The 19583-nt window shown below is 72.6% G+C and carries 14 protein-coding genes; 10 read left to right on the forward strand and 4 right to left on the reverse strand.

Annotated elements, in window-relative coordinates; genetic code table 11:
- Window positions 1-229: 229 nt before the first annotated feature.
- The 5 genes from D450_RS0101590 to D450_RS0101610 all read left to right on the forward strand — a co-directional run bounded on the left by D450_RS0101590 (window position 230) and on the right by D450_RS0101610 (window position 6942).
- Entirely contained in the window at window positions 230-1522 is a 1293-nt protein-coding gene (locus tag D450_RS0101590; RefSeq protein WP_017536932.1) for a pectate lyase family protein, read from the forward strand.
- 234 nt (window positions 1523-1756) lie between these two features.
- Window positions 1757-4135, forward strand: coding sequence for an FdhF/YdeP family oxidoreductase (locus D450_RS0101595; RefSeq protein ID WP_051063537.1), 2379 nt, complete (start codon window positions 1757-1759; stop codon window positions 4133-4135).
- A 450-nt stretch (window positions 4136-4585) separates the two neighbouring features.
- Entirely contained in the window at window positions 4586-5506 is a 921-nt protein-coding gene (locus tag D450_RS0101600) for a DUF3592 domain-containing protein (RefSeq protein WP_017536934.1), read from the forward strand.
- Window positions 5507-5685: 179 nt separating this feature from the next.
- Window positions 5686-6606, forward strand: a complete 921-nt coding sequence (locus D450_RS0101605) for a DUF3592 domain-containing protein (protein ID WP_017536935.1) — start codon at window positions 5686-5688, stop codon at window positions 6604-6606.
- 120 nt (window positions 6607-6726) lie between these two features.
- Window positions 6727-6942, forward strand: a complete 216-nt coding sequence (locus tag D450_RS0101610; RefSeq protein ID WP_017536936.1) for an EF-hand domain-containing protein — start codon at window positions 6727-6729, stop codon at window positions 6940-6942.
- 54 nt (window positions 6943-6996) lie between these two features.
- Here the strand turns inward: D450_RS0101610 and D450_RS0101615 are convergent, their stop codons facing one another.
- The 4 genes from D450_RS0101615 to idi form a co-directional block, all read right to left on the reverse strand.
- Window positions 6997-8235, reverse strand: a complete 1239-nt coding sequence (locus D450_RS0101615; RefSeq protein ID WP_017536937.1) for an endonuclease/exonuclease/phosphatase family protein — start codon at window positions 8233-8235, stop codon at window positions 6997-6999.
- 102 nt (window positions 8236-8337) lie between these two features.
- On the reverse strand, window positions 8338-9942 hold the full coding sequence (locus D450_RS0101620) for an alpha-amylase family glycosyl hydrolase (protein WP_017536938.1): 1605 nt from the start codon (window positions 9940-9942) through the stop codon (window positions 8338-8340).
- Between the two features lie 180 nt (window positions 9943-10122).
- On the reverse strand, window positions 10123-11082 hold the full coding sequence (locus D450_RS0101625) for a nucleotidyltransferase domain-containing protein (protein ID WP_017536939.1): 960 nt from the start codon (window positions 11080-11082) through the stop codon (window positions 10123-10125).
- 125 nt (window positions 11083-11207) lie between these two features.
- Window positions 11208-11768 (reverse strand): isopentenyl-diphosphate Delta-isomerase, encoded by a 561-nt coding sequence (idi, locus tag D450_RS0101630; RefSeq protein ID WP_017557323.1) that lies wholly within the window; start codon window positions 11766-11768, stop codon window positions 11208-11210.
- Between the two features lie 357 nt (window positions 11769-12125).
- Here idi and D450_RS0101635 point away from each other — a divergent pair, with 357 nt between their 5' ends.
- From D450_RS0101635 to D450_RS0101655, 5 genes are all read left to right on the forward strand, one after another.
- The gene (locus D450_RS0101635; RefSeq protein ID WP_017536941.1) at window positions 12126-13724 is read left to right on the forward strand and encodes an ABC transporter substrate-binding protein; all 1599 of its coding nucleotides are present in this window, start codon (window positions 12126-12128) and stop codon (window positions 13722-13724) included.
- Entirely contained in the window at window positions 13724-14683 is a 960-nt protein-coding gene (locus tag D450_RS0101640) for an ABC transporter permease (RefSeq protein WP_017536942.1), read from the forward strand. Before D450_RS0101635 ends, D450_RS0101640 begins: the two co-directional genes overlap by 1 nt.
- A complete protein-coding gene (locus tag D450_RS0101645; protein ID WP_017536943.1) occupies window positions 14680-15594 on the forward strand; it encodes an ABC transporter permease in 915 nt (304 codons plus the stop codon). The genes D450_RS0101640 and D450_RS0101645 overlap by 4 nt, the downstream gene beginning before the upstream one ends.
- On the forward strand, window positions 15591-17486 hold the full coding sequence (locus D450_RS0101650) for a dipeptide ABC transporter ATP-binding protein (protein ID WP_017536944.1): 1896 nt from the start codon (window positions 15591-15593) through the stop codon (window positions 17484-17486). Before D450_RS0101645 ends, D450_RS0101650 begins: the two co-directional genes overlap by 4 nt.
- Window positions 17487-17582: 96 nt before the next feature.
- On the forward strand, window positions 17583-19583 hold a 2001-nt coding region (locus tag D450_RS0101655; protein ID WP_017536945.1), incomplete at its 3' end, for a CocE/NonD family hydrolase.

Here is a 19583-nt window from a genome sequence, read left to right on the forward strand (position 1 = left end):
CGAGCGCGGGGCCGGGCGCGTCATGCCCGGCCCCGCCGGTTCCCGCCGGACCGTGCGCCCCTGGCGTTCGCCGAACCCCCCTTGACGCAGGCGCCCCGGGGAGGCGACGGTGGATATCGGTAAGCGTTTTCCGGATGATCCTCTCCATAAACCACGCGTTGCTCGACATAAACCCTAAAACCTGCGGAAATCGCTTCCCTATCCCCGACCGGACAGAGAGGAATCCCCCGTGAGGAGAGCACCCCGGCTCGCGGTCCTCACCGCCGCGGCGGTCCTGACCGCCTCGGCCGCCGCCACCCCGGCCGCCGCCGACCACCGCCCGCCCGGGCACGGCCTCGGACACCGGACGCCGGCCGCGAACGACGGCTGGGCGTCGGCCGAGGGCGGCACGACCGGCGGATCGGAGGCCGCCGACGCCGACGTGACCACCGTGCGCACCTGGGACGGACTGCGCGAGGCGGTCCGCGGCGACCACCCCAAGATCGTCCGTGTCGCCGGCGACATCAGCGCGATGACCGGCGCCGACGGCGCCCCGCTCGAATGCTCCGACTTCGCCGACCCCGACTACGACTGGGACGCCTACGTCGAGGCCTTCGACCCCGGGCACTGGGAGGGCGGCGAGGACGGCCCCCTGGCCGAGGCCCGCGAACGCTCCTATGAGGAGCAGCGCGAGCACGTCCTGCTCACCCCGGGCTCCAACACCACCATCGTCGGCCTCGGCGACGCCTCGATCTCCGACGGCGGGATCCTGCTGGAGAGCGTGGAGAACGTGATCGTCCGCAACCTGGCGGTCCACGACTCCTACGACTGCTTCCCCGAGTGGCGGGGCTCGGACTGGGACGCCCAGTACGACAACATCGAGGTCTCCCGCTCCCGGCACGTCTGGCTGGACCACCTCACGCTCACCGACGGCGACACCCGCGACGCCGACCTGGAGCGCGTCTACGGCGAGCAGGTGGACCGCCACGACGGCATGATCGACATCGTCCGCGGCAGCGACCTGATCACCGTCTCCTGGAACGTGCTCGACGGGCACGACAAGACGATGCTCTACGGCAACACCGACTCCAACGATCACGGCGACCGCGGGCGGCTGCGCATCACCGTGCACCACAACCTCTTCACCGGACTCACCCAGCGCGTCCCGCGCGTCCGGTACGGCCAGGTGCACGTGTACAACAACCACTACACGCACGGCCCGGAGTCGGACTACTCCTACCTGTACTCCTGGGGCGCAGGCGTGGAGTCGGGCATCTACGCCCAGAACAACTCCTTCGACATGGGCCCCGGGATCGCCCCTGAGGACATCATCCACTCCTGGAGCGGCAGCGCGCTGTACGAGGAGGGGAGCCTCTTCGACGGCCGCCCCGTCGACCTCCTTGAGGCCTACAACCAGGCCCACCCGGATGACCGACTCGACTCCGACGTGGGCTGGGAACCCGAGCGGCACGGCAAGATCCACCCCACGAGGGCGGTCCCGCACCTGGTGCCCGCCAAGGCCGGTGCGGGAAAGCTGCGCTGACGCCCCGGCCCGGGCCGTCCTGACGGACCGCCCCTGAATGAGCGCGGGTGCCTCTCCTCTCCGGGGGCGCCCGCGCTCCAGTCCTCACCCCGGCCCCGTCTCCGCTCCTCCGGGCGAGACCGGATTGTGCAGGGTTTGCCGAACGCGGACATGCGTGTGGTCATCACGGCCGACGCCGACGGCTAGGTCTCCTGAGGAGCGGCCGCAGGCGGGCCGACCGAGTGAGGAGCACGCATGTCCGCTGAGCAGAGCACCGGCGAGCAGGAGGAACGGACTGCGGAGCCCGACAGGGACCCCTTGAGCCAGGGCGCCCCGGGGGTTCCCGCGACAGGGCGTGGCCCCGGCGGCGGAGAGCCTTCGCTGAAGCCCTATGACCATCCGACGGCCGGGTGGGGTGCGGCCCTGAGCGTCGGGAAAGTGCTGGCCCGGACCCGCGAGCCCGTCGAGGGACCGCGCGCGACTCTCCTGATGAACCATGAGAACAAGGGGTTCGACTGTCCCGGCTGTGCGTGGCCCGACGACCGCAAGGGTCTGCACCTGGACATCTGCGAGAACGGCATCAAACACGTCACCTGGGAGATGACGCCCAAGCGCGCGGGCAAGGCGTTCTTCGCCGAGCACACCGTCTCAGAACTGGAGACGTGGACCGACTTCGCCCTGGAGGACCAGGGCCGACTGGTCGGGCCGCTGGTCTATAACCCCGGCTCGGACCGCTATACCCCCATCTCCTGGGAGGACGCGTTCGCCATGGTGGGCGAGCGGCTCCGATCGCTCGACTCCCCCGACCAGGCGGCGTTCTACACCTCCGGCCGCCTGAGCAACGAAGGCTCGTTCCTCTACCAGCTGTGGGTCCGCGAGTTCGGGACCAACAACCTGCCCGACTGCTCGAACATGTGCCATGAGGCCAGCGGACGCGCGCTCACCGCCTCCATCGGCACCGGCAAGGGCACGGTGATGCTCGACGACTGGGACCAGGCCGAGGCCGTCTTCCTCCTGGGCGTCAACGCCGCGTCGAACGCCCCGAGAATGCTGACCCGCCTGGCCGAGGCCCACCGCCGCGGAGCGCGCATCGTGCACATCAACCCGCTGGTGGAAGCGGCGGCGGGACGCACCATCGTCCCGCACGACTTCGCCGCCATGGCCGCCTTCCACGCCACGCCGACCGGATCGATGAACGTCCAGCCGCGCATCGGCGGGGACCTGGCGCTGATCCGGGGGGTCGCCAAGGCGGTGCTGGAGGCCGCCGAGCGCGACCCCCACGCCATCGACCGGGAGTTCATCGCCCGCCATACCGAGGCGTTCGAGGAGTACCGGCGGATCTGCGCCGAGACCGAGTGGACCGAGATCGAGCACGGATCCGGGGTCGGCCGGGAGCGCATCCGCCGCCTGGCCGACGTGTACATGGAGTCCCGTCGCACCATCATCGCCTGGTGCCTGGGCGTCACCCAGCAGGAGCACGGGGTCGACACCGTGCGCGAGATCGTCAACCTCCTCCTGCTGCGGGGCAACATCGGCCGCGAGGGCGCGGGGCCGTGCCCCATCCGGGGGCACAGCAACGTGCAGGGCAACCGGACCTGCGGAATCGACCACCACCCTAAGGAGGCGTTCCTCGACCGGCTGGAGGAGGTGTGCGGCCTCACCGCTCCCCGCAGCCCCGGCCTGGACACGGTCCGCACCCTCGAAGCCTTGGAGCGGGGCGATGTGAAGGTGCTCATCGGGATGGGCGGAAACTTCGCCATGGCGGTCCCGGACACCGCGCGTGCCGCGGAGGCTCTGCGCCGTTGCGAGCTCACCGTCCACGTCAGTACCAAGCTGAACCGCAGCCACCTCGTGCACGGCAGAGAGGCGCTGATCCTGCCCTGCCTCGGGCGCAGCGAGCGGGACGTCCGCGCGGGCACCGAGCAGGGGGTGACGGTCGAGGACTCCATGAGCATGGTGCACCTGTCCTATGGCATGAAGCGTCCGGCCTCCCCGCACCTGATGTCGGAGCCCGCGATCATCTGCGGCCTGGCGCGGGCGACGCTCCCGGAGAGCGCTACGCCCTGGGAGCGCTACGCGGACGACTATGACGCCGTCCGGGACACCATGGGCGAGGTCCTCGACGGCTTCGAGGACTTCAACCGCCGGGTACGGCGCCCGCTCGGGTTCCGCATCGCCCAGCCGGCCCGCGAACGGGTCTTCCTGACGGGTTCGGGCAAGGCGGAGTTCTCGACGGCCGGCGTGCCGGACACCGACCCCGGGGACGGGCTGCTGACGCTCAGCACGGTCCGCTCGCACGACCAGTGGAACACCACGGTCTACTCCGATGACGACCGCTACCGGGGACTGAGCAACCTGCGCACCGCCGTCTTCATGAACCGGGAGGACATGAGTGACCGGGGGCTGCGGGAGTTCGACCACGTGGACGTCACGAGCATCGCCAAGGACGGGAGGCGGCGCACCGTCTACGGGTACAGGGCGGTTCCCTACGACATCCCGCGCGGCTGTGCGACGGGGTACATGCCGGAGATGAACGCCCTCCTGCCGCTCGGGGACTTCAGCCCGCAGAGCGGCCAACCTCTGATGAAGCACATGCGCGTGGAGATCAGGGGGTCGGCCCGTCCGCGCCGCTGAACGGCGACGGTGGCGAAGCCGCGCTCACGACGGGTGCCCGCGTAGGCGAGCCCGAAGACCGGGAGGGCCGTTACGAGCGGCCCGCCGGCCGGAACGCCGTGGCCGGAAGTGGTCGCGTGCCCGACCGCGCTGATGCCCACGCACACCGCCGCGAAGGCGGCGGCGCGGACGGCGCGCAGCGGGGACGGGTCGGCCATGGCAGGACTTCCGCACGAATGCCGGGCCTGCGGTAACCGGGGTAGGGATGATCGGGTTCCGGGACCGGCACTCGGGGCGTCCGGAGACGGTGCGGGCGGACGCGGGGGACGCGGGCGTGCGCACACTGCCCCCGCACCGACCCGGCGCATGCCCGGAACCGGCCGGTCAGGGGATCAGTATGCTCACCGCGCGGCCTCTGCCCCGGCCCATCGCCCCCGTCTCCCCCGGTCTCCTCCTGGAAGCGGTGCCTCCATGCTCACGGGCCCTCTCGGCCTCGCCCTCCTGCTCTCCATCTCCGCCGTGATCGCGGGCGCGAACCTGGTGTGGGTACGGCGCCCGCGGGTGCGCACGGAGAGGCTCCTCCGGGAGGGGGTGCAGTGCGACGCCGAGGTGACCGAGGTCGGCGAGCTCTCCCCGCCGACGCAGACCGAGCCGACGTTCACCCTCCGCTACTCCTCTCCCGGCGGCGAGGAGCACCGCCGCTCGTTCACCGAGGGGTTCCGCGGCATCGTCCCTGAACCGGGGTGGACCGTCCGGGTGGCCTTCGATCCGCGCGCCCCCGAGAAGGCCGAGATCATCCACAACCCCTACCTCCACCCGCTCCCGGGTGCCCCTGAGCCGCCACCGCCGAACCGTGCCCTGGTGCTCGTGCACTCCTACGGCCCCGCGCTCTACGCCGCGCTCATCGCCGTCCTCGCGCTCCCCTTGGCGTTCGTGGGTCCGTCGCCGCTCATGGTCCTCATGAGCGCGCCGTTCTTCCTGATCGCGCTCTACGTCATCGGCCGGGCATGGCTCTCCAACCGCCACGTTCGGCCGGGACTGTGGCACGACCCCGCCGAAGCCCGGGCGACCGTCACGCACTGCTGGGTGGAGCACGGCAGCAAGGGCAGGAAGTACCACCCGTTCAGCGTCGAGTTCCGCCTCCCGGACGGCCGCCGCTTCCACCGGGGCGTGCCCACCGATTCCGCACACGTCAGGAGCACGGTGGGCCAGGTGCGGCCGGTCGTCTACGTCCCCTCGGACCCGACGATCGTGTACGCGGGTTCGGCGCGCGCGGTACGCCGGACCGTCTCCCTGGGGCGCGGGTTGGCGCTCGGAGTGAGCGTTCTCTTCTGCGGCCTCGGGACGGTTCCCGTCCTGCTCATCCTGTTCCTCTCCGTGCTCGAGTCCTGACCGTTCCAGCGGCGGACCCGGCCGATCCCGCCCGAGGGCCGACGACCATCCGTCGAGGTGTGAAGGGCCCGGGGACCGCGGCCCACGGCCGGCGGTCCTGCCGCTGTAACATCGTGCGGCACTTGCCCCTGATCTCCGAACCGGGCCTGGCCGACGGTCCCCAGAGAAAGGGCGGTCCCGTGGCGGACGTCGACACCCTTCTGCCCGTCCTGATCGTCGCCGTGGTGCTCATCGGCGGGATCATCAATGTGGTCCGCAGTGTCCGCAAGCGGATGCGGCGGAACAAGCGCGCCCAGGACGGCGTCCAGAGCGAGGCCGAGGTTGTGGCGGTCGGGGAGCCGTCTCCGCCTGAGCAGACCGAGGCACCGTTCACGCTGCGCTACTTCTCGCCGGACGGCCGACAGTACGAGCGGGACTTCACCAGGGGCTTCCGAGGGATCGTCCCGGTGCCCGGCTGGCGTGTGCGGGTGCTCTTCGACCCCGAGGACCCCGGGAACATCGAGATCACCGACAACCCTTATCTGCACCCGATCCCGGGAGCCTCGCCGCCTCAGGCGCCCAGACCCGTGCTCCGCTATATCGCCCCGCCCGTGTCCGCCTTGGCGATCGCCCTGTACGCGTACCTGTCCTTCTCGGCGTTCTCCAGCGGCGGCACGTTGCTCCCGGTCGCCGTCGGGGGCCTGTTCACCCTCGTCGGCCTGGTGTTCCTCTTCATCGGGATCGGCGTCTGGCGCAGCCAGAGACGTCTTCGGGAGGAACCCGCCCATACGACGGGAACCGTCACGCATTCGTGGCAGGAGACCCGGCGCAGGCGGGACTCCGACGGCGGCACGACGTACCGCACCTTCTATCCGTACACGGTGCACTACGTCCTCCCCGACGGGAGGCACGTGCACAAGCGCAGCCCCTCCTCTTCCGGGCAGCGGGTACGGGCCGTGGGCGAGCGGACGCAGGTCCTGTACGACCCCTCCGACCCGACGAGCTTCGACGCCGAGGGCTCGTCCGCGTCGACCGTCCTGCCGCTGGTCCTCCTCGGATTCGGCATCGTCTTCCCGCTCCTCGGGAGTACGATCGCCGTGGTGTCCCGGCTCGCTTCCTGAACAGGGCGTCCGGCCCGGGCCGCGCCGCCGGCCCGGACCGCTGGTACTGTTCCGGCGCACCCGGCCGCGCCGCCCGTATCGGGGCCGCGGCACCGCCCGAGGACAGGAGCGTCACCCGCCATGCCCGAGACCAGTGAGTACGCCGCCACCTTCGAGCTGGTCGACGTCGACGGCGACGGCTGTATCTCCGCCGAGGAGCTGGTCAGCCTCATGGACAAGCTCGGCGGAAAGGTGACCCGCGAGCGCGCCGAGGCCCTCATCGCCGCCATGGACAGCGACGGCGACGGCCTCATCACGCTGGAGGAGTACACCCGCTTCATGAACGAGCGCTCCTGAGGCCGACGCCGTCGCGGCGTCCCGCCCCTCCGGGGGCGTTCGCCGCCGCAGGCCTCAGCGCAGGTCGACCCAGACGAGGCGGTGGTCGGAAGCGGCCGCCGCCGTGTCCGCCACCGGGTCGTCGGTGGTGGGCCAGTACACGCCCGAGCCGCGCACCGGAAGCCCCCGCGAGGGCAGGACGTAGTCGACGCGCAGGTTGCCGGGCGCCTCGTCGTTGAAGTCGGCCGTGTCGTGGGCGGGGTCGCCGGTGTGGCCGTCGTTGGCACCGCCCTGCAGCTCGGCGGCCTCCGCGCCGCCCTCGGCCCGCGGCACCTCCCGGCCGTTGACCCGGGGCGCCTCCAGCAGGCGCGCGACGGCGCGCGGGTGGCCGGCGCCGTCCTCGGGGTCGCTGTTCAGGTCGCCGGCGACGACGAACCGGGAGCCCGGCGCGAGACCGCCGTGCCTTCCGGTGTCGTCGTAGATGTAACGGCCCTTGCGGGGCGTGGTGTAGTCGGCCCAGAACCGGATCTCATCGTGGTTGCGGAGCACGTTCCTGCGCTCGGGCCCGTCGAAGGCGGGGGGTGTGGGGTGCGCCGCGAGAAGGTGCACGGGGCGGCCGTGTCCCACCCGGATGGGCACGTCCCAGTGGCTCTTGGAGGACAGGCGCAGCTCTTCGAGCTCCTCCTCGGAGTAGAAGCCCTCCCCGGTCTCAGGGTCCTCTGGAAGAAGGGCTCCGGGCATGTCGGCCCAGCGGAAGTTCTGGAAGGTGCGCACCCGGTCGGTGGCGATGGGGTGCTTGGAGTAGACCACCATGCCGTACTGGCCCGGGTACTGCCCGAACCCGAAGGCGTCCCCGGCGTATCCGGGCTCACCCGGTTCGGTGACCGTCTCCCCGTTGTTGTCCAGGTCCAGGCCTGAGGCGACGCCGGTGTTGACCGGTGCGGCGTACCGGTAGGGGTAGTCCACGGGGTCCGCGCCGCTCTGGCCGACGGACAGGTAGTTGCGCTGGAAGAGCTCGGCGGCCCGTCCCTCCTCGTCATAGTCGAACTCGTTGACCAGCAGGACGTCGGGGTCCGCGCGCTGGATGATCTCGGCCGCGGCGGCCGCCTGCTCGTCGTCCGGCGTGGACAGGTCCTCGATGAGCTCGCCCTCCGCACTGCGGTGCAGGGAGGCGTTATAGGTCGCGAACCGCACGCCCTCAGGGCCGGAACCGGCGCCCCTCTCGGCGGGCGCGGCGTTCGCGGGGGCGGTAGGGAAGAGGAACGCGGCCGCAGCGAGTGCGGCCGCGCCTGCGGGGAGAGCGCGGGGGTTCATGCACACCTCTCGTCATCATCGTGAGCGGTGGAGAAGTGTGCCGACCCTAACCGACCACCGGGTGGATCCAGGGTGGCCGCCGGCCGACACACGGGCGGCGCCTCAGCGCTGGAAGATCCCGAATCCGAACCCCTCCACCTCGATCCCCGACCGGGTGCACTCGGCCCCCTCGACCAGGAGCGGGCGCGAGGACCCGTACCCGGGGAGCGCCAGCGCGGCCGGCTCCCGGCGCGGGTTGACCGCGACCAGGTAGCACCCGTCGCGCTCGTAGACCAGCGGGTACCCGTCGTAAGCGACCTCCGCGGTGCCGCCGGTCCCCAGACCGGGGTGGGCCTTGCGCAGCGCGGTCAACCGCCGGACCAGGTTGAGCAGCGACCCCTCGTCGGCCCACTGGGAGGCGGCGTCGGGGCGCTCAGGGGCCGGGTCCAAGGGCAGGTAGAAGCGGTCCTCGGGGGCGGCGGAGAAGCCCGCGCCGGGTGTGGAGTCCCACTGCATGGGGGTCCGCGATCCCGCCCGGTTGCGGCGGGCCCCGGTGGAGCTGCCCTCCTTGTCGGGCAGGCCGGGTACGTACCGCATGCCGATCTCGTCGCCGTAGTAGACGGCCGGCAGGGCGGGCCAGGTCAGCAGGAAGGCGAAGGCCGCCCGGAGCTGCTCGGGCCCGCGCGGCCCGCAGGCCAGCCGGGAGAAGTCGTGGTTGGACGTGGGCAGGGCGATGTGCCCGGCGTCCCCGACGGCGGCCGTGGCCGCGCGCCAGGCCCGCAGGAAGGTCGCGGCGGATCCGCCTCCCTCGGCGTCGAAGTAGCAGGCGGAGCCGGAGAAGTCCCATGGGCCGAGGTCGGTTCCGGCGCGGTTGTCCCACAGCGACCGCAGGGCGCCGCCGCGGGTGGGGCCGCCGAAGTGCAGCAGGAAGTCGGCGTCGAACCCGGCGGGGACCGAGGTGGCGGGGTCCCCCCACTCGGCGAACAGCACCGCCTCGGGGTGGTCGGCCTCCAGCCGGGCGCGCAGCCCGGTCCAGACCTCGGCCGTGCGCCGGTGCCCGGGATCGTCCTTGACCAGCGAGTGCGCCATGTCCACGCGGAAGCCGGCGACCCCTTTGCCGAGCCAGTGGTCCATGACCTCCAGCAGCGCGCGGCGGTTGGCCTCGGGGCCGGGGGCGTCGACGGGGCGGCGCCAGGGCTGGCCGGGGCGGGGGTGGGCGTAGCCGAAGTTGAGCGCGGGCTGGTGGTCGAAGAAGTTGGGCAGGTAGTGGCCCTCGCGGGGGCCCGGCGAGGGCACGAACCCGCGCACCGGGCGGTCGGACCAGATGTAGCGGTCGTCCTCGGGGTCCTGGACGGCCTTCTTGAACCAGGGGTGCTGGTCGGAAGTGTGCCCGGCGACCAGGTCGAGAAGGACGCGGATGCCGCGCCGCCCGGCCTCCTGGACGAGGTGGGCCAGGTCCTCATCGGTGCCGTAGCGCGGGGCGATGGAGAAGTAGTCCGAGACGTCGTAGCCGGCGTCGTGGAAGGGCGAGGCGAAGCAGGGGTTGATCCAGACGGCGTCGATTCCGAGCCGTTCCAGGTGGTCCAGGCGCGAGGCGATGCCGCGCAGGTCCCCGATGCCGTCGCCGTCGGAGTCGGCGAAGCTCTGCGGGTAGATCTGGTACAGGACGGCCCGGTCGAGCCAGGCGGGACGCGGGCGGCGGGCGGTGCGGTCGGCGCGGTCGGCCATGAGCGTGCGGTCCTCCGTGGACGGGACACGGGACACGGGCGGAGACCGGGCGTCCCCGAAGAAGGCGATGCCCGCCGGACGCCGCCCGCTAACGCTGCCGTCGGCCGGTTCCGGCCACGGCAGTCGGAGCCGGGGCGGCGGTACCGGGGGTGGCGGCCGCCCCCGCCGCCCCGGTCCGGCTCATCCGTCGCCCAGGCGTCCCTCCTCCAAGGGCAGAACCTTCTCGGCCTCGGTGAAGGACGATTCGATGAGGGTTCGTGTCTCGGTGAGGGATGCTGCGACCGATTCAGGGAGGGACTCCGGAGCGGTCCCTTGAGCGAAGAGGTGCGCCAATGCCGTGTCGATCCGGCCCAGGCCGGCGTTGGCCAGCAGGGTCTTCTCGTTGGTCACCCACCGGCCGTGCGCGGCGGTGACGGCATGGGCGGCCTGCATCGCGGCGGTCGCGATGGCGCCTGCGGCCTCGGTCCGCAGGCCCTTGGGCGCGTGGTTGGCCTCGGAGTAGAGCAGGGTCAGGCGCGCCGTCGCGCTCCAGCGCTCGTAAGCGGTCCTCCGCAGTGCGCTCGGGTACTCCGGTCGGGGCAGCCGCCCCCGCAGCACCCGGTTGACGGCGAGTTCGCCCACCACCAGATAGCTGGGGATGCCCGCCAGGTGGAACATCAGGGGCTCGTGGTGGAAGCGGCCCTCGCGCGCTTCGGCCAGCTGGTGCTCGACCACGTCGAGGTCGCGGTAGTGGACGTCGACCTTGCACCCTTCGACGGTCAACCACGCGCCCCCGTTGAACACGCCGCCTCCCCAGCCCCCGATCTCGGAGACCTCGCCCGGCCACTCCTGCTCGCGTGCCAGGCTCCGCAGGTCCTCAGGGTCGAAGGCGCCCCGGTAGTAGACCGCCAAGTCCCAGTCGCTGTCGGGTCCGGCCGTTCCCAGGGCCCGGGATCCCCCGAGGGTCACCGCCTCGACGGCGGGGAGGGCCGCGAGCCGGTCCGCGAGGGGGGCGAGGAACCCCTCGTTCGCCGCGGTGCCCGCGGCGGTGTCCACCCCGCGGCCGACGGTGCCGGCCCCGGCATCGTTCTCGACGGTGTCATCGGCAGCGCTCTCCGCGGCTCCATTCTCCGCGGCTCCGTGCGCGCGATCGTTCTGCATCGGGAAGCACTCCTCAACTCAGCGACGGTGCCGCGCGCCCGATCGGGCATGCGCGGCGGGCGCCGGAGTCGGGCTCGACGGCGCCGGTTCGCGGAAAAGGGCGTCAGTGCTTCACGGCCGGGACGCTACCACCCCGCGCGAGGGAGGCGCCTGCGGATCTCCGGCAGCGCCGCCTCCAGGACCGTCGTGAACCAGACGGAGAAGGCATGGCGCTCACGCAGGGCGGCCAGCTCCACCGGAGTCGCGAAGGAGGCCTCGGCCACCTCTTCGGGGTCCGGGTCCAGTCCTTCCGGTGCCTCTCCGACGAACAGGTGGTTGTACTCGCGCTCCACCAGACCCGAGTCGGGGTCCTGGAGCTCGTAGACGACCGTCCCCGCCTCGGCCATCATCACGGGCGGCGCGCCCAGCTCCTCGGCGGTGCGGCGGGCCGCGGCCAGGAAGGGGGCTTCGCCCGGGCCGGGGTGGCCGCAGCAGGTGTTCGACCAGACGCCCGGCGAGTGGTACTTGCCGGCCGCGCGCTTCTGCAGCAGCAGGCGGCCCCGGCCGTCGAACAGGAAGACGGAGAAGGCGCGGTGCAGCCGCCCGGGCGCCAGATGCGCGTCCAGCTTGCCGTCGGTCCCCACCGTCGTTCCGTCGCGGTCCACCAGTTCCACCTGGATCGCGGCCTCGGCCACCCTGTCCCCCACACGGCCTCCCACACAGTCCCCCTCGTCGCTCGGCCACCGGTGCAGACCGGCCGCCTCCACGGTCGCACACACCCCTCGGACGACGTGGCCGAAGTCTCATTCCTGTGCACCACCCGGCCGCGCAGGCACCGCGCGGCCGGCGCCCGCCTCCCCCTCCGCCTTCGCGGCCGTGAACTGCGGCGAGACCGGAGCAAGCCCAGGGGGCCTACCCGCTTTGCCAGGGGTTGAACCAAATTTTTCCCTCACCTATCGTTCGTGACTCGCATCAATCGTTCACCGAACGAATCAGCCGTTCGCTGAACGATCTCCCTGTCCCCCGACCACCCCCGACCCATCGACCACGAGGGGAATGACCCCATGCCGCGTTCACGCGAGGGCGGCGGCGGGCCGCCGGCCGTCCCGCGCCGCACGGCCCTGCTGGGCGGCCTGGGCGCCGTCGGCGCCGCCGCCCTGCTCTCCGGCTGCTCCCCCGGCGGCCGCTCCGCCGCGCCGGTGCTGTCCCAGGGGGCCGCGGCCGGCACGCCCGCCGCCGGAGGCGTGCTGCGCATCGCCCGCCCCCCGGCCTCCCAGGCCGAGACCCTGGACCCGGCCGGGGCGCTTTCGGCCTACGAGTACCTGGGCGCGCTGTACAACCGCCTGGTGCGAATGGACGCCGACGGCGAGACCGCGCCCGACCTCGCCGAGTCCTGGGAGTCCGACGAGCAGGGCGTGCGCTGGACCTTCCGGCTGCGCGACGGGGTCCGCTTCCACGACGGGGCCCGTCTCACCTCCGCCGACGCCGCCTACACCCTGCGCCGCCTCGTCGACCCCGACCTCGCCTCACCGCAGGGCACGGTCCTGTCGCCGCTGGTCGACCCCGGAAAGGTGACCGCGCCCGAGCCGGGCGTGCTGGGCGTGGAGCTCAAGGAGCCCAACTTCGAGTTCCCCGCGCTGCTGACCAACTACAACTGCTACGTCATCCCGGAGGGCTCCGGCGACGCCATCGGCGGCACCGGGATCGGCACCGGCCCCTTCCGCCTGGAGTCCTTCTCCCCCGGCGGCCGCGGGCGCATCGTCGCCTACGACGACCACTGGGAGGGCCCGCCCGTCCTGGACGCCATCGAGATGTACTCGATGACCGACATCCAGGCCCGCACCAACGCCCTCCTCGCCGGTCAGATCGACCTGATCTCCCAGACCAACCTGGACTTCGCCACCGCGCGCGTCGTCGAGGCCTCCGATCGGGCCACCATCGCACGCTCGGTGAACGCCCAGTGGTACGTCCTGCCGATGCTCACCACCGCCGAACCGTTCACCGATCCCAAGGTCCGCAAGGCGATGAAGCTGGCCTACGACCCCCGGCACGTGGTGGACGTGGCGCTCCAGGGCACCGGGGTTCCGGGCAACGACAACCCCGTGCCGCCCGGCACGCCCTACTGGACCGACTACTCCGTGGAACGCGATCCCGAGCGCGCCCGCGCGCTCCTGAAGAAGGCCGGGGCCGAGGGCCTGGAGGTGGACCTGTACACCTCCTCCTACGACCCCGTGTTCACCCCGATGGCCCTGGCCTACCGCGACTCGGCGGCCGAGGCCGGGATCGGCGTGACCGTGCGCAACGCCTCGGCGGACTCCTACTACACGCAGATCTGGATGAACAAGCCGCTGATGGCGACCTACTGGTACACCGGCCGCCCGGCCGACCAGCTGCTCAACCAGGTCTTCCGCAGCGGCTCCTCCTACAACGAGACCGCCTGGTCGAACGGGGACTTCGACGGCCTGCTGGACCAGGCCCGCCGCACCCGCGATCCCGACCGGCGCAAGGGCCTCTACCAGGACGCCCAGCGCCTGGTGGTGGACGAGGGCGGCGCCATGACGCCGATGTTCGCCGACCGCCTGGTCGGCCTGTCCCGGGAGGTCCTCAACTACCGCGAGACCGGATTCGAGTTCGACTACCGCTCGATCGGACTGAGGCCCTGATGCTCACCTTCCTCACCCGGCGCCTGCTCTCGGCCGCCGGCACGGTGCTCCTGGCGGCGCTGCTCGTGTTCGCCGCGGTGCAGCTGCTGCCCGGCGACGTCGCCACCCAGGTGCTCGGCCAGGACGCCACCCCCGAGGCGGTGGCGGCCCTGCGCGACCAGCTCGACCTGAACCGCCCCGCGGCGCTGCGCTTCGTCGAGTGGGCGGCCGGAGCCGTCCGCGGCGACTTCGGCACCTCGCTCGTCTCGGGCGAGCCGGTCGCCGGCTCCCTCTGGCTCCACCTGCGCAACACCCTGCTGATCGCCGCCGCCACGGTGGCGGTGGCCGTCACCTCCTCCATCGTCCTGGGCGTGGTCGCCGGGCTCTACCGCGACCGCTGGCCCGACACGCTCATCTCCTCGCTCACCCTGGCCGGGATGAGCGTGCCGGAGTTCGTCGTGGCCACGCTGCTGGTGCTGGCGCTGTCCATCACCGTCCCCGTCCTGCCGGCGGTGGTGCTGGACGAGGCCTCGGCCCCGGTAGGCGACCTGCTGCCCGCGGTGGTGCTGCCCACGGTCGCGCTGTCGGTGGTGATGACCGCCTACATCGTGCGGATGACCCGCACCAGCGTGATCGACGTGATGGCGAGCGAGTTCGTCACCACGGCCCGGCTCAAGGGGCTGGGCGCGTGGCGGGTGGTGGTACGCCACGCGCTTCCCAGCGCGCTGCTGCCCACCCTGAACGTGATCGCGATGAACGTCGCCTGGCTGGTGGGCGGTGTGGTCGTGGTCGAGAACGTCTTCAACTACCCCGGCATCGGAAAGCTGATGCTGGAGGCGGTGCACAGCCGCGACCTGCCGGTGCTGCAGGCGGTCGCGGTGGTCGGAGCCGTGGTCTACGTGCTGTGCAACCTCGCCGCCGACCTGGCGGCCATGGCGCTCAACCCGCGCCTGCGCACCGGTGAGAGGAGCGCCCGATGAGCGAGGCGGAACCGAACCCCGTGGACACGGGCGGCCCCGTGAAGGGCAGGCCGGCCCGCAGGGCCGGGACGGCCCGCGCCACACTGCGCTCGATGCTGCGCTCCAAGCCCGCGACCGCGGGTCTGGTCCTGGTGGCGGTGCACGTGCTCATCGCCCTGCTGGCACCGCTGCTCACCCCCTACTCCCCCACGGCCAACGCGCCCGGCAGCGCCCTGCTCGGCCCGAGCGCCGGGCACTGGGCGGGCACCGACGCGCTCGGCCGGGACGTGCTGGCGCGGGTGCTCCATGGCGGCCGGTACGCCCTCACGGTCTCGTTCGCCGCCACCGCCTGCGCGGTCGCCCTGGGCACCCTGGTGGGATGCGCCGCCGCGCTCAAGGGCGGCCGGCTGGACGGCCTGGTGATGCGGGTCCTGGACGCGGTCCTCGCGGTCCCGCCGATCCTCGCACTGCTGGTGGTGGTGACCGTGCTGGGCGCCGGTCCGGCGGTGATCGTCCTGGCGGTGACCGTGGTCTACGCCCCCCAGGTGGTGCGGGTGGTGCGCGCCGCGGCCATGGGCGTCGCCCCGCTGGACTATGTGACCGCCGCCCGCGCGCGCGGCGAACGGACCTTCCCCATCCTGGTGCGCGAGGTCCTGCCGAACATCGCCGACGTGGTCTCGGTCGAGTTCGCGATGCGCGCCTCCTGGGTCGTACTGCTGATCAGTTCGCTGTCCTTCCTAGGCTTCGGCGCGAACCCGCCCACGCCCGACTGGGGCCTGATGATCGCCGAGAACCGCACCGCCATGACGGTGGTCCCGTGGGCGTCCCTGGCGCCGATCGTCGCCCTGGCCACGCTGGTGCTCGGGCTGAACCTGTCCGCCGACGGCCTCGCCAAGGCGTGGGGCGTGGACCGCGTGAAGGAGGCCCAGTGAGCGCCGAGCGGGAACCGAAGCAGGAGGCCGGGGAGGAGACCGCGGGTGGCGCCGGCGGCCCGTCCGAGGGGCGCACCGATGCCACCGCCTGGCAGGGCGAGGGCATCTACCGCCGTGAGGTCCCCGCCAAGGTGGAGGACCTCTCCGTGGCCTACCGGGCCGGCGGGCGCGACATCACCGTCGCCCGGAACGTGTCCTTCGAGGTCGCCGCTGGGCAGACCCTGGCGGTGGTCGGCGAGTCCGGCAGCGGGAAGTCGACCGTCGCCGGCGCCCTCCTGGGGCACCTGCGCCACGGCTCACGGATCACCTCCGGATCGGTGGAGGTCGCCGGCCGCGACGTCTTCTCTCTCGGGAACCGCGACCTCAAGGCGCTCCGCGCCCGCGACATCGCGATGGTCGGCCAGAACGCGGGCAACGCCCTGACCCCGTCGATGCGCGTCGGCACTCAGCTGGAGGAGGCCCTGCTGGCCCGGCCCCTGTCGCGCGCCGACCGCCGGGCCGAAGCGCGTGCGCTGCTGGAGAAGGTCGGCCTGCCTGAGCCGGACCGGATCGGACGCCGCTACCCGCACCAGCTCTCGGGCGGCCAGCAGCAGCGGGTGGCGATCGCGATGGCGCTCGCCGCGCGCCCGCGCGTGCTGGTGCTCGACGAGCCCACGACCGCGCTGGACGTGGTCACCCAGGCCCGCATCCTGGACCTGGTGGCCGGCCTCAGCGCCGAGCTGGGCCTGGCGACGGTCCTGGTCAGCCACGACCTGGGCGTGGTGGCGCGGATGGCCGACCACGTCGTGGTGATGCGCGAGGGCGAGGTGGTGGAGGCGGCCCCGGCCGAGGAGCTGTTCGCCTCCCCGCGCCACCCGTACACGGGCCGCCTCCTGGCCAGCGTTCCGCGGGTGTCCGACGCGGGGCTGGCCGAGGTCGGCGAGGACGGGACGCGGACCGTGCGCGACCGCGCCCCGGTGCCCGAGGACGCCCCTGATGTGGTGTCCCTGGAGGACGTCGTCGTCCAATACGGCCGCAGCCGCGCCGTGGACGGGGTGTCCTTGGGACTGCGCAAGGGCGAGGTGCTCGCCCTTGTGGGCGAGTCCGGCAGCGGCAAGTCCACGCTGGCGTGGTCCATGGCAGGTCTGCGCTCCCCGGCGTCGGGGCGGATGCGCCTGCACGGCGAGCAGGAGGGCGACCTCTCGGCGGGGGCCCGCCGACGCCCTATGGCCGTCCGGCGCCGCATCCAGTTGGCGTTCCAAAACGCCGACACGTCGCTGAACCCGCGCAGGATCGCGCGGGAGGCCGTGCGCCGGCCGCTGCACTTCTTCGGTCTTGCCTCGCGGTCGGACGCCGATTCCCGCGCGCGGGAGGTGATCGAGGACGTGGCACTGGACCCCGCCCTGTCGGATCGGCTGCCCCAGCAGCTCTCGGGCGGACAGCGGCAGCGGATCGGCATCGCACGCGCGCTGGCCGGCGGCCCGGACGTGGTCGTGGCCGACGAGGTGACGACCGCGCTGGACGTGTCGGTGCAGGCGTCGGTGCTGGCGCTGCTGGACGACCTGCGTACCGAGCGCGATCTGGCATTCGTGTTCATCAGCCACGACCTGGCGGTCGTGCGCGGCATCGCCGACCGGGTGGCGGTGATGAAGGACGGGCGCGTGGTCGAGGAGGGTCCGGTCGAGGCCGTGTTCACCGGGCCCAACCACCCCTACACGCGTCGCCTGTTGGAGGCCGTCCTGGAGCCGGCCCCCGCCGGGGCTCAGGGGGCCGAGGGGCCGGGTACCGCTCGGGACTCCGGCACGCCGCTCCCCGGCGCCGCCCAGACCGCCGGCGCAGCCGAGGCCACCGGTGCCGACGGCGCATGGATCGACCTCGGCGGGGGCCACCGGATCCGGCGCGGCGGGGAGTGAGGGGCCCCGCCGCGCCTCACCCGGGGCCCGTACGGGCCCCGGGCCCCTTGGGCCCGAACGGGCCCGCCCACCACATGAAGGAGAGAGACGGGGGAGATGAAGTACCGCGAGGAGTTCCCGCGCGACATCGAGATGCGCGAGATGTGGATCCCGATGCGCGACGGCACCCGGCTGCACGCGCGCGTGTGGCTGCCGACCGACGCCCTTGAGGAGCCGGTGCCCGCCCTGCTCGAGTACCTGCCCTACCGCAAAGGCGACTGGACGGCGCCGCGCGACGCCGAGCGCCACCCCTACTACGCGGGCCACGGGTACGCGTCGGTACGGGTGGACCTGCGGGGCGCGGGCAACTCCGAAGGCGTGATGCGCGACGAGTACTCCCCTCAGGAGCTGGAGGACGGTGTCGCCGTGATCGATTGGCTGGCCGAACAACCCTGGTGCACCGGCCGCGTCGGCATGTTCGGCATCTCCTGGGGCGGCTTCAACTCCCTCCAGCTGGCGGCGCTGCGCCCCGAGCCGCTGAAGGCGGTGGTCACGGTGTGCTCCACCGACGACCGCTACGACAACGACGTCCACTACACCGGCGGGTCGGTGCTGGGCATCGACATGGCCGGGTGGTCGGGCACGATGCTGGCCTTCACCGCGCGCCCGCCGGACCCGGCGGCGGTCGGCGAGGACTGGCTGCCGATGTGGAGGGAGCGCCTGGACGCCCTGGAGCCGTTCGTCCACACCTGGCTGGACCACCAGGCGCGCGACGGCTACTGGCGCCACGGGAGCGTGTGCGAGGACTACACGGCGGTGGAGGCCGCGGTACTCGCCGTGGGCGGCTGGGCCGACCCGTACCGGGACACGGTGCTGCGGCTGGCCGAGAACCTGCCCGGGCCGGTGCGGGGCGTCATCGGCCCCTGGGCGCACCAGTACCCGGACCGGCCCCTGGAGCCGGGACCGCAGATCGGCTTCCTGCAGGAGACGGTGCGCTGGTGGGACCACTGGCTCAAGGGGGCGGACAACGGCGCGATGGACACGCCGCTGCTGCGCTCCTACATCCAGGAGCCGGTGCCCCCGGCGACGGCCTACCCCGTCCGGGAGGGGCGCTGGGTCTCCGACGACGCCTGGCCCTCCCCCTCGACGGCGTGGACCGAGCACACCCTGGGCGGAGCCGGGGGCGGGGTCGATGCCGGTGCCGTCACGGTGCACAGCCCGCAGCACACGGGGGTGGACGCCGGGCGGTTCTTCCCCTACGGCAACGCCACCGACCTGCCGCCGGACCAGCGCGAGGAGGACGGGCGATCGACGTGCTTCGACTCCGCGCCCCTTGAACGCCGGACCGAGATCCTCGGGCGCGCGCGGGTGCAGCTGCGCATGGACTGCGACCGCCCCAAGGGGACGGTGGTCGTCCGCGTCTGCGATGTGGCGCCCGACGGGGCGTCGACGCTCGTGACGCGCGGGGTGATGAACCTGTCGTCGCGCCAGGGGCGTGAACGGATCGTCCCTTGGGAGCCCGGGACGCCCGAGGACGTGGAGGTCGAGCTCACCGGCACGGGGTACGCCTTCCCTGCCGGGCACCGGATCCGCGTCGCGGTGTCCACCGCCTACTGGCCGTGGGTGTGGCCGCAACCGGGCGGTGAGTCGCTGACGGTGTGGCCGTCGCAGAGCGCGCTGCTGCTTCCGGAGCGGCGCGCCGGGTTCGACGCCGGCCGCGCACCCGTGGTGTTCGAGGAACCGGAGCAGGCCCCGCCGCTGCCGGTGGTGCTGGGCGAGGGCGAGCGGCGCCCGGAGCGGCTCGTCACGCACGACGTGGGCACCGGCGAATGGGGCCTGGACGTCGACCCCAACTACGGGGGATCGCGGACCTACCCGGACGGACTCGTGTACACCGAGAAGGCCCGCGAGTACTACAGGATCCGGGTCGACGACCCTCTTTCGGCCATGGCAGGCTCCCGGTGGGAGATCCGCATGCAACGGGAGGGATGGGACATCACGGTGCGCACGTCGAGCGAGCTCACCGCCACCGCCGAGCACTTCGTCGTGCAGAGCTCCGTGGAGGCCCGCTCCGGTGAGGAGACGGTCGCGAGCCGGGAGTGGCGGGGCGGGGTCCCC

Source organism: Nocardiopsis halophila DSM 44494 (assembly GCF_000341245.1).
Lineage (GTDB): Bacteria > Actinomycetota > Actinomycetes > Streptosporangiales > Streptosporangiaceae > Nocardiopsis_A > Nocardiopsis_A halophila.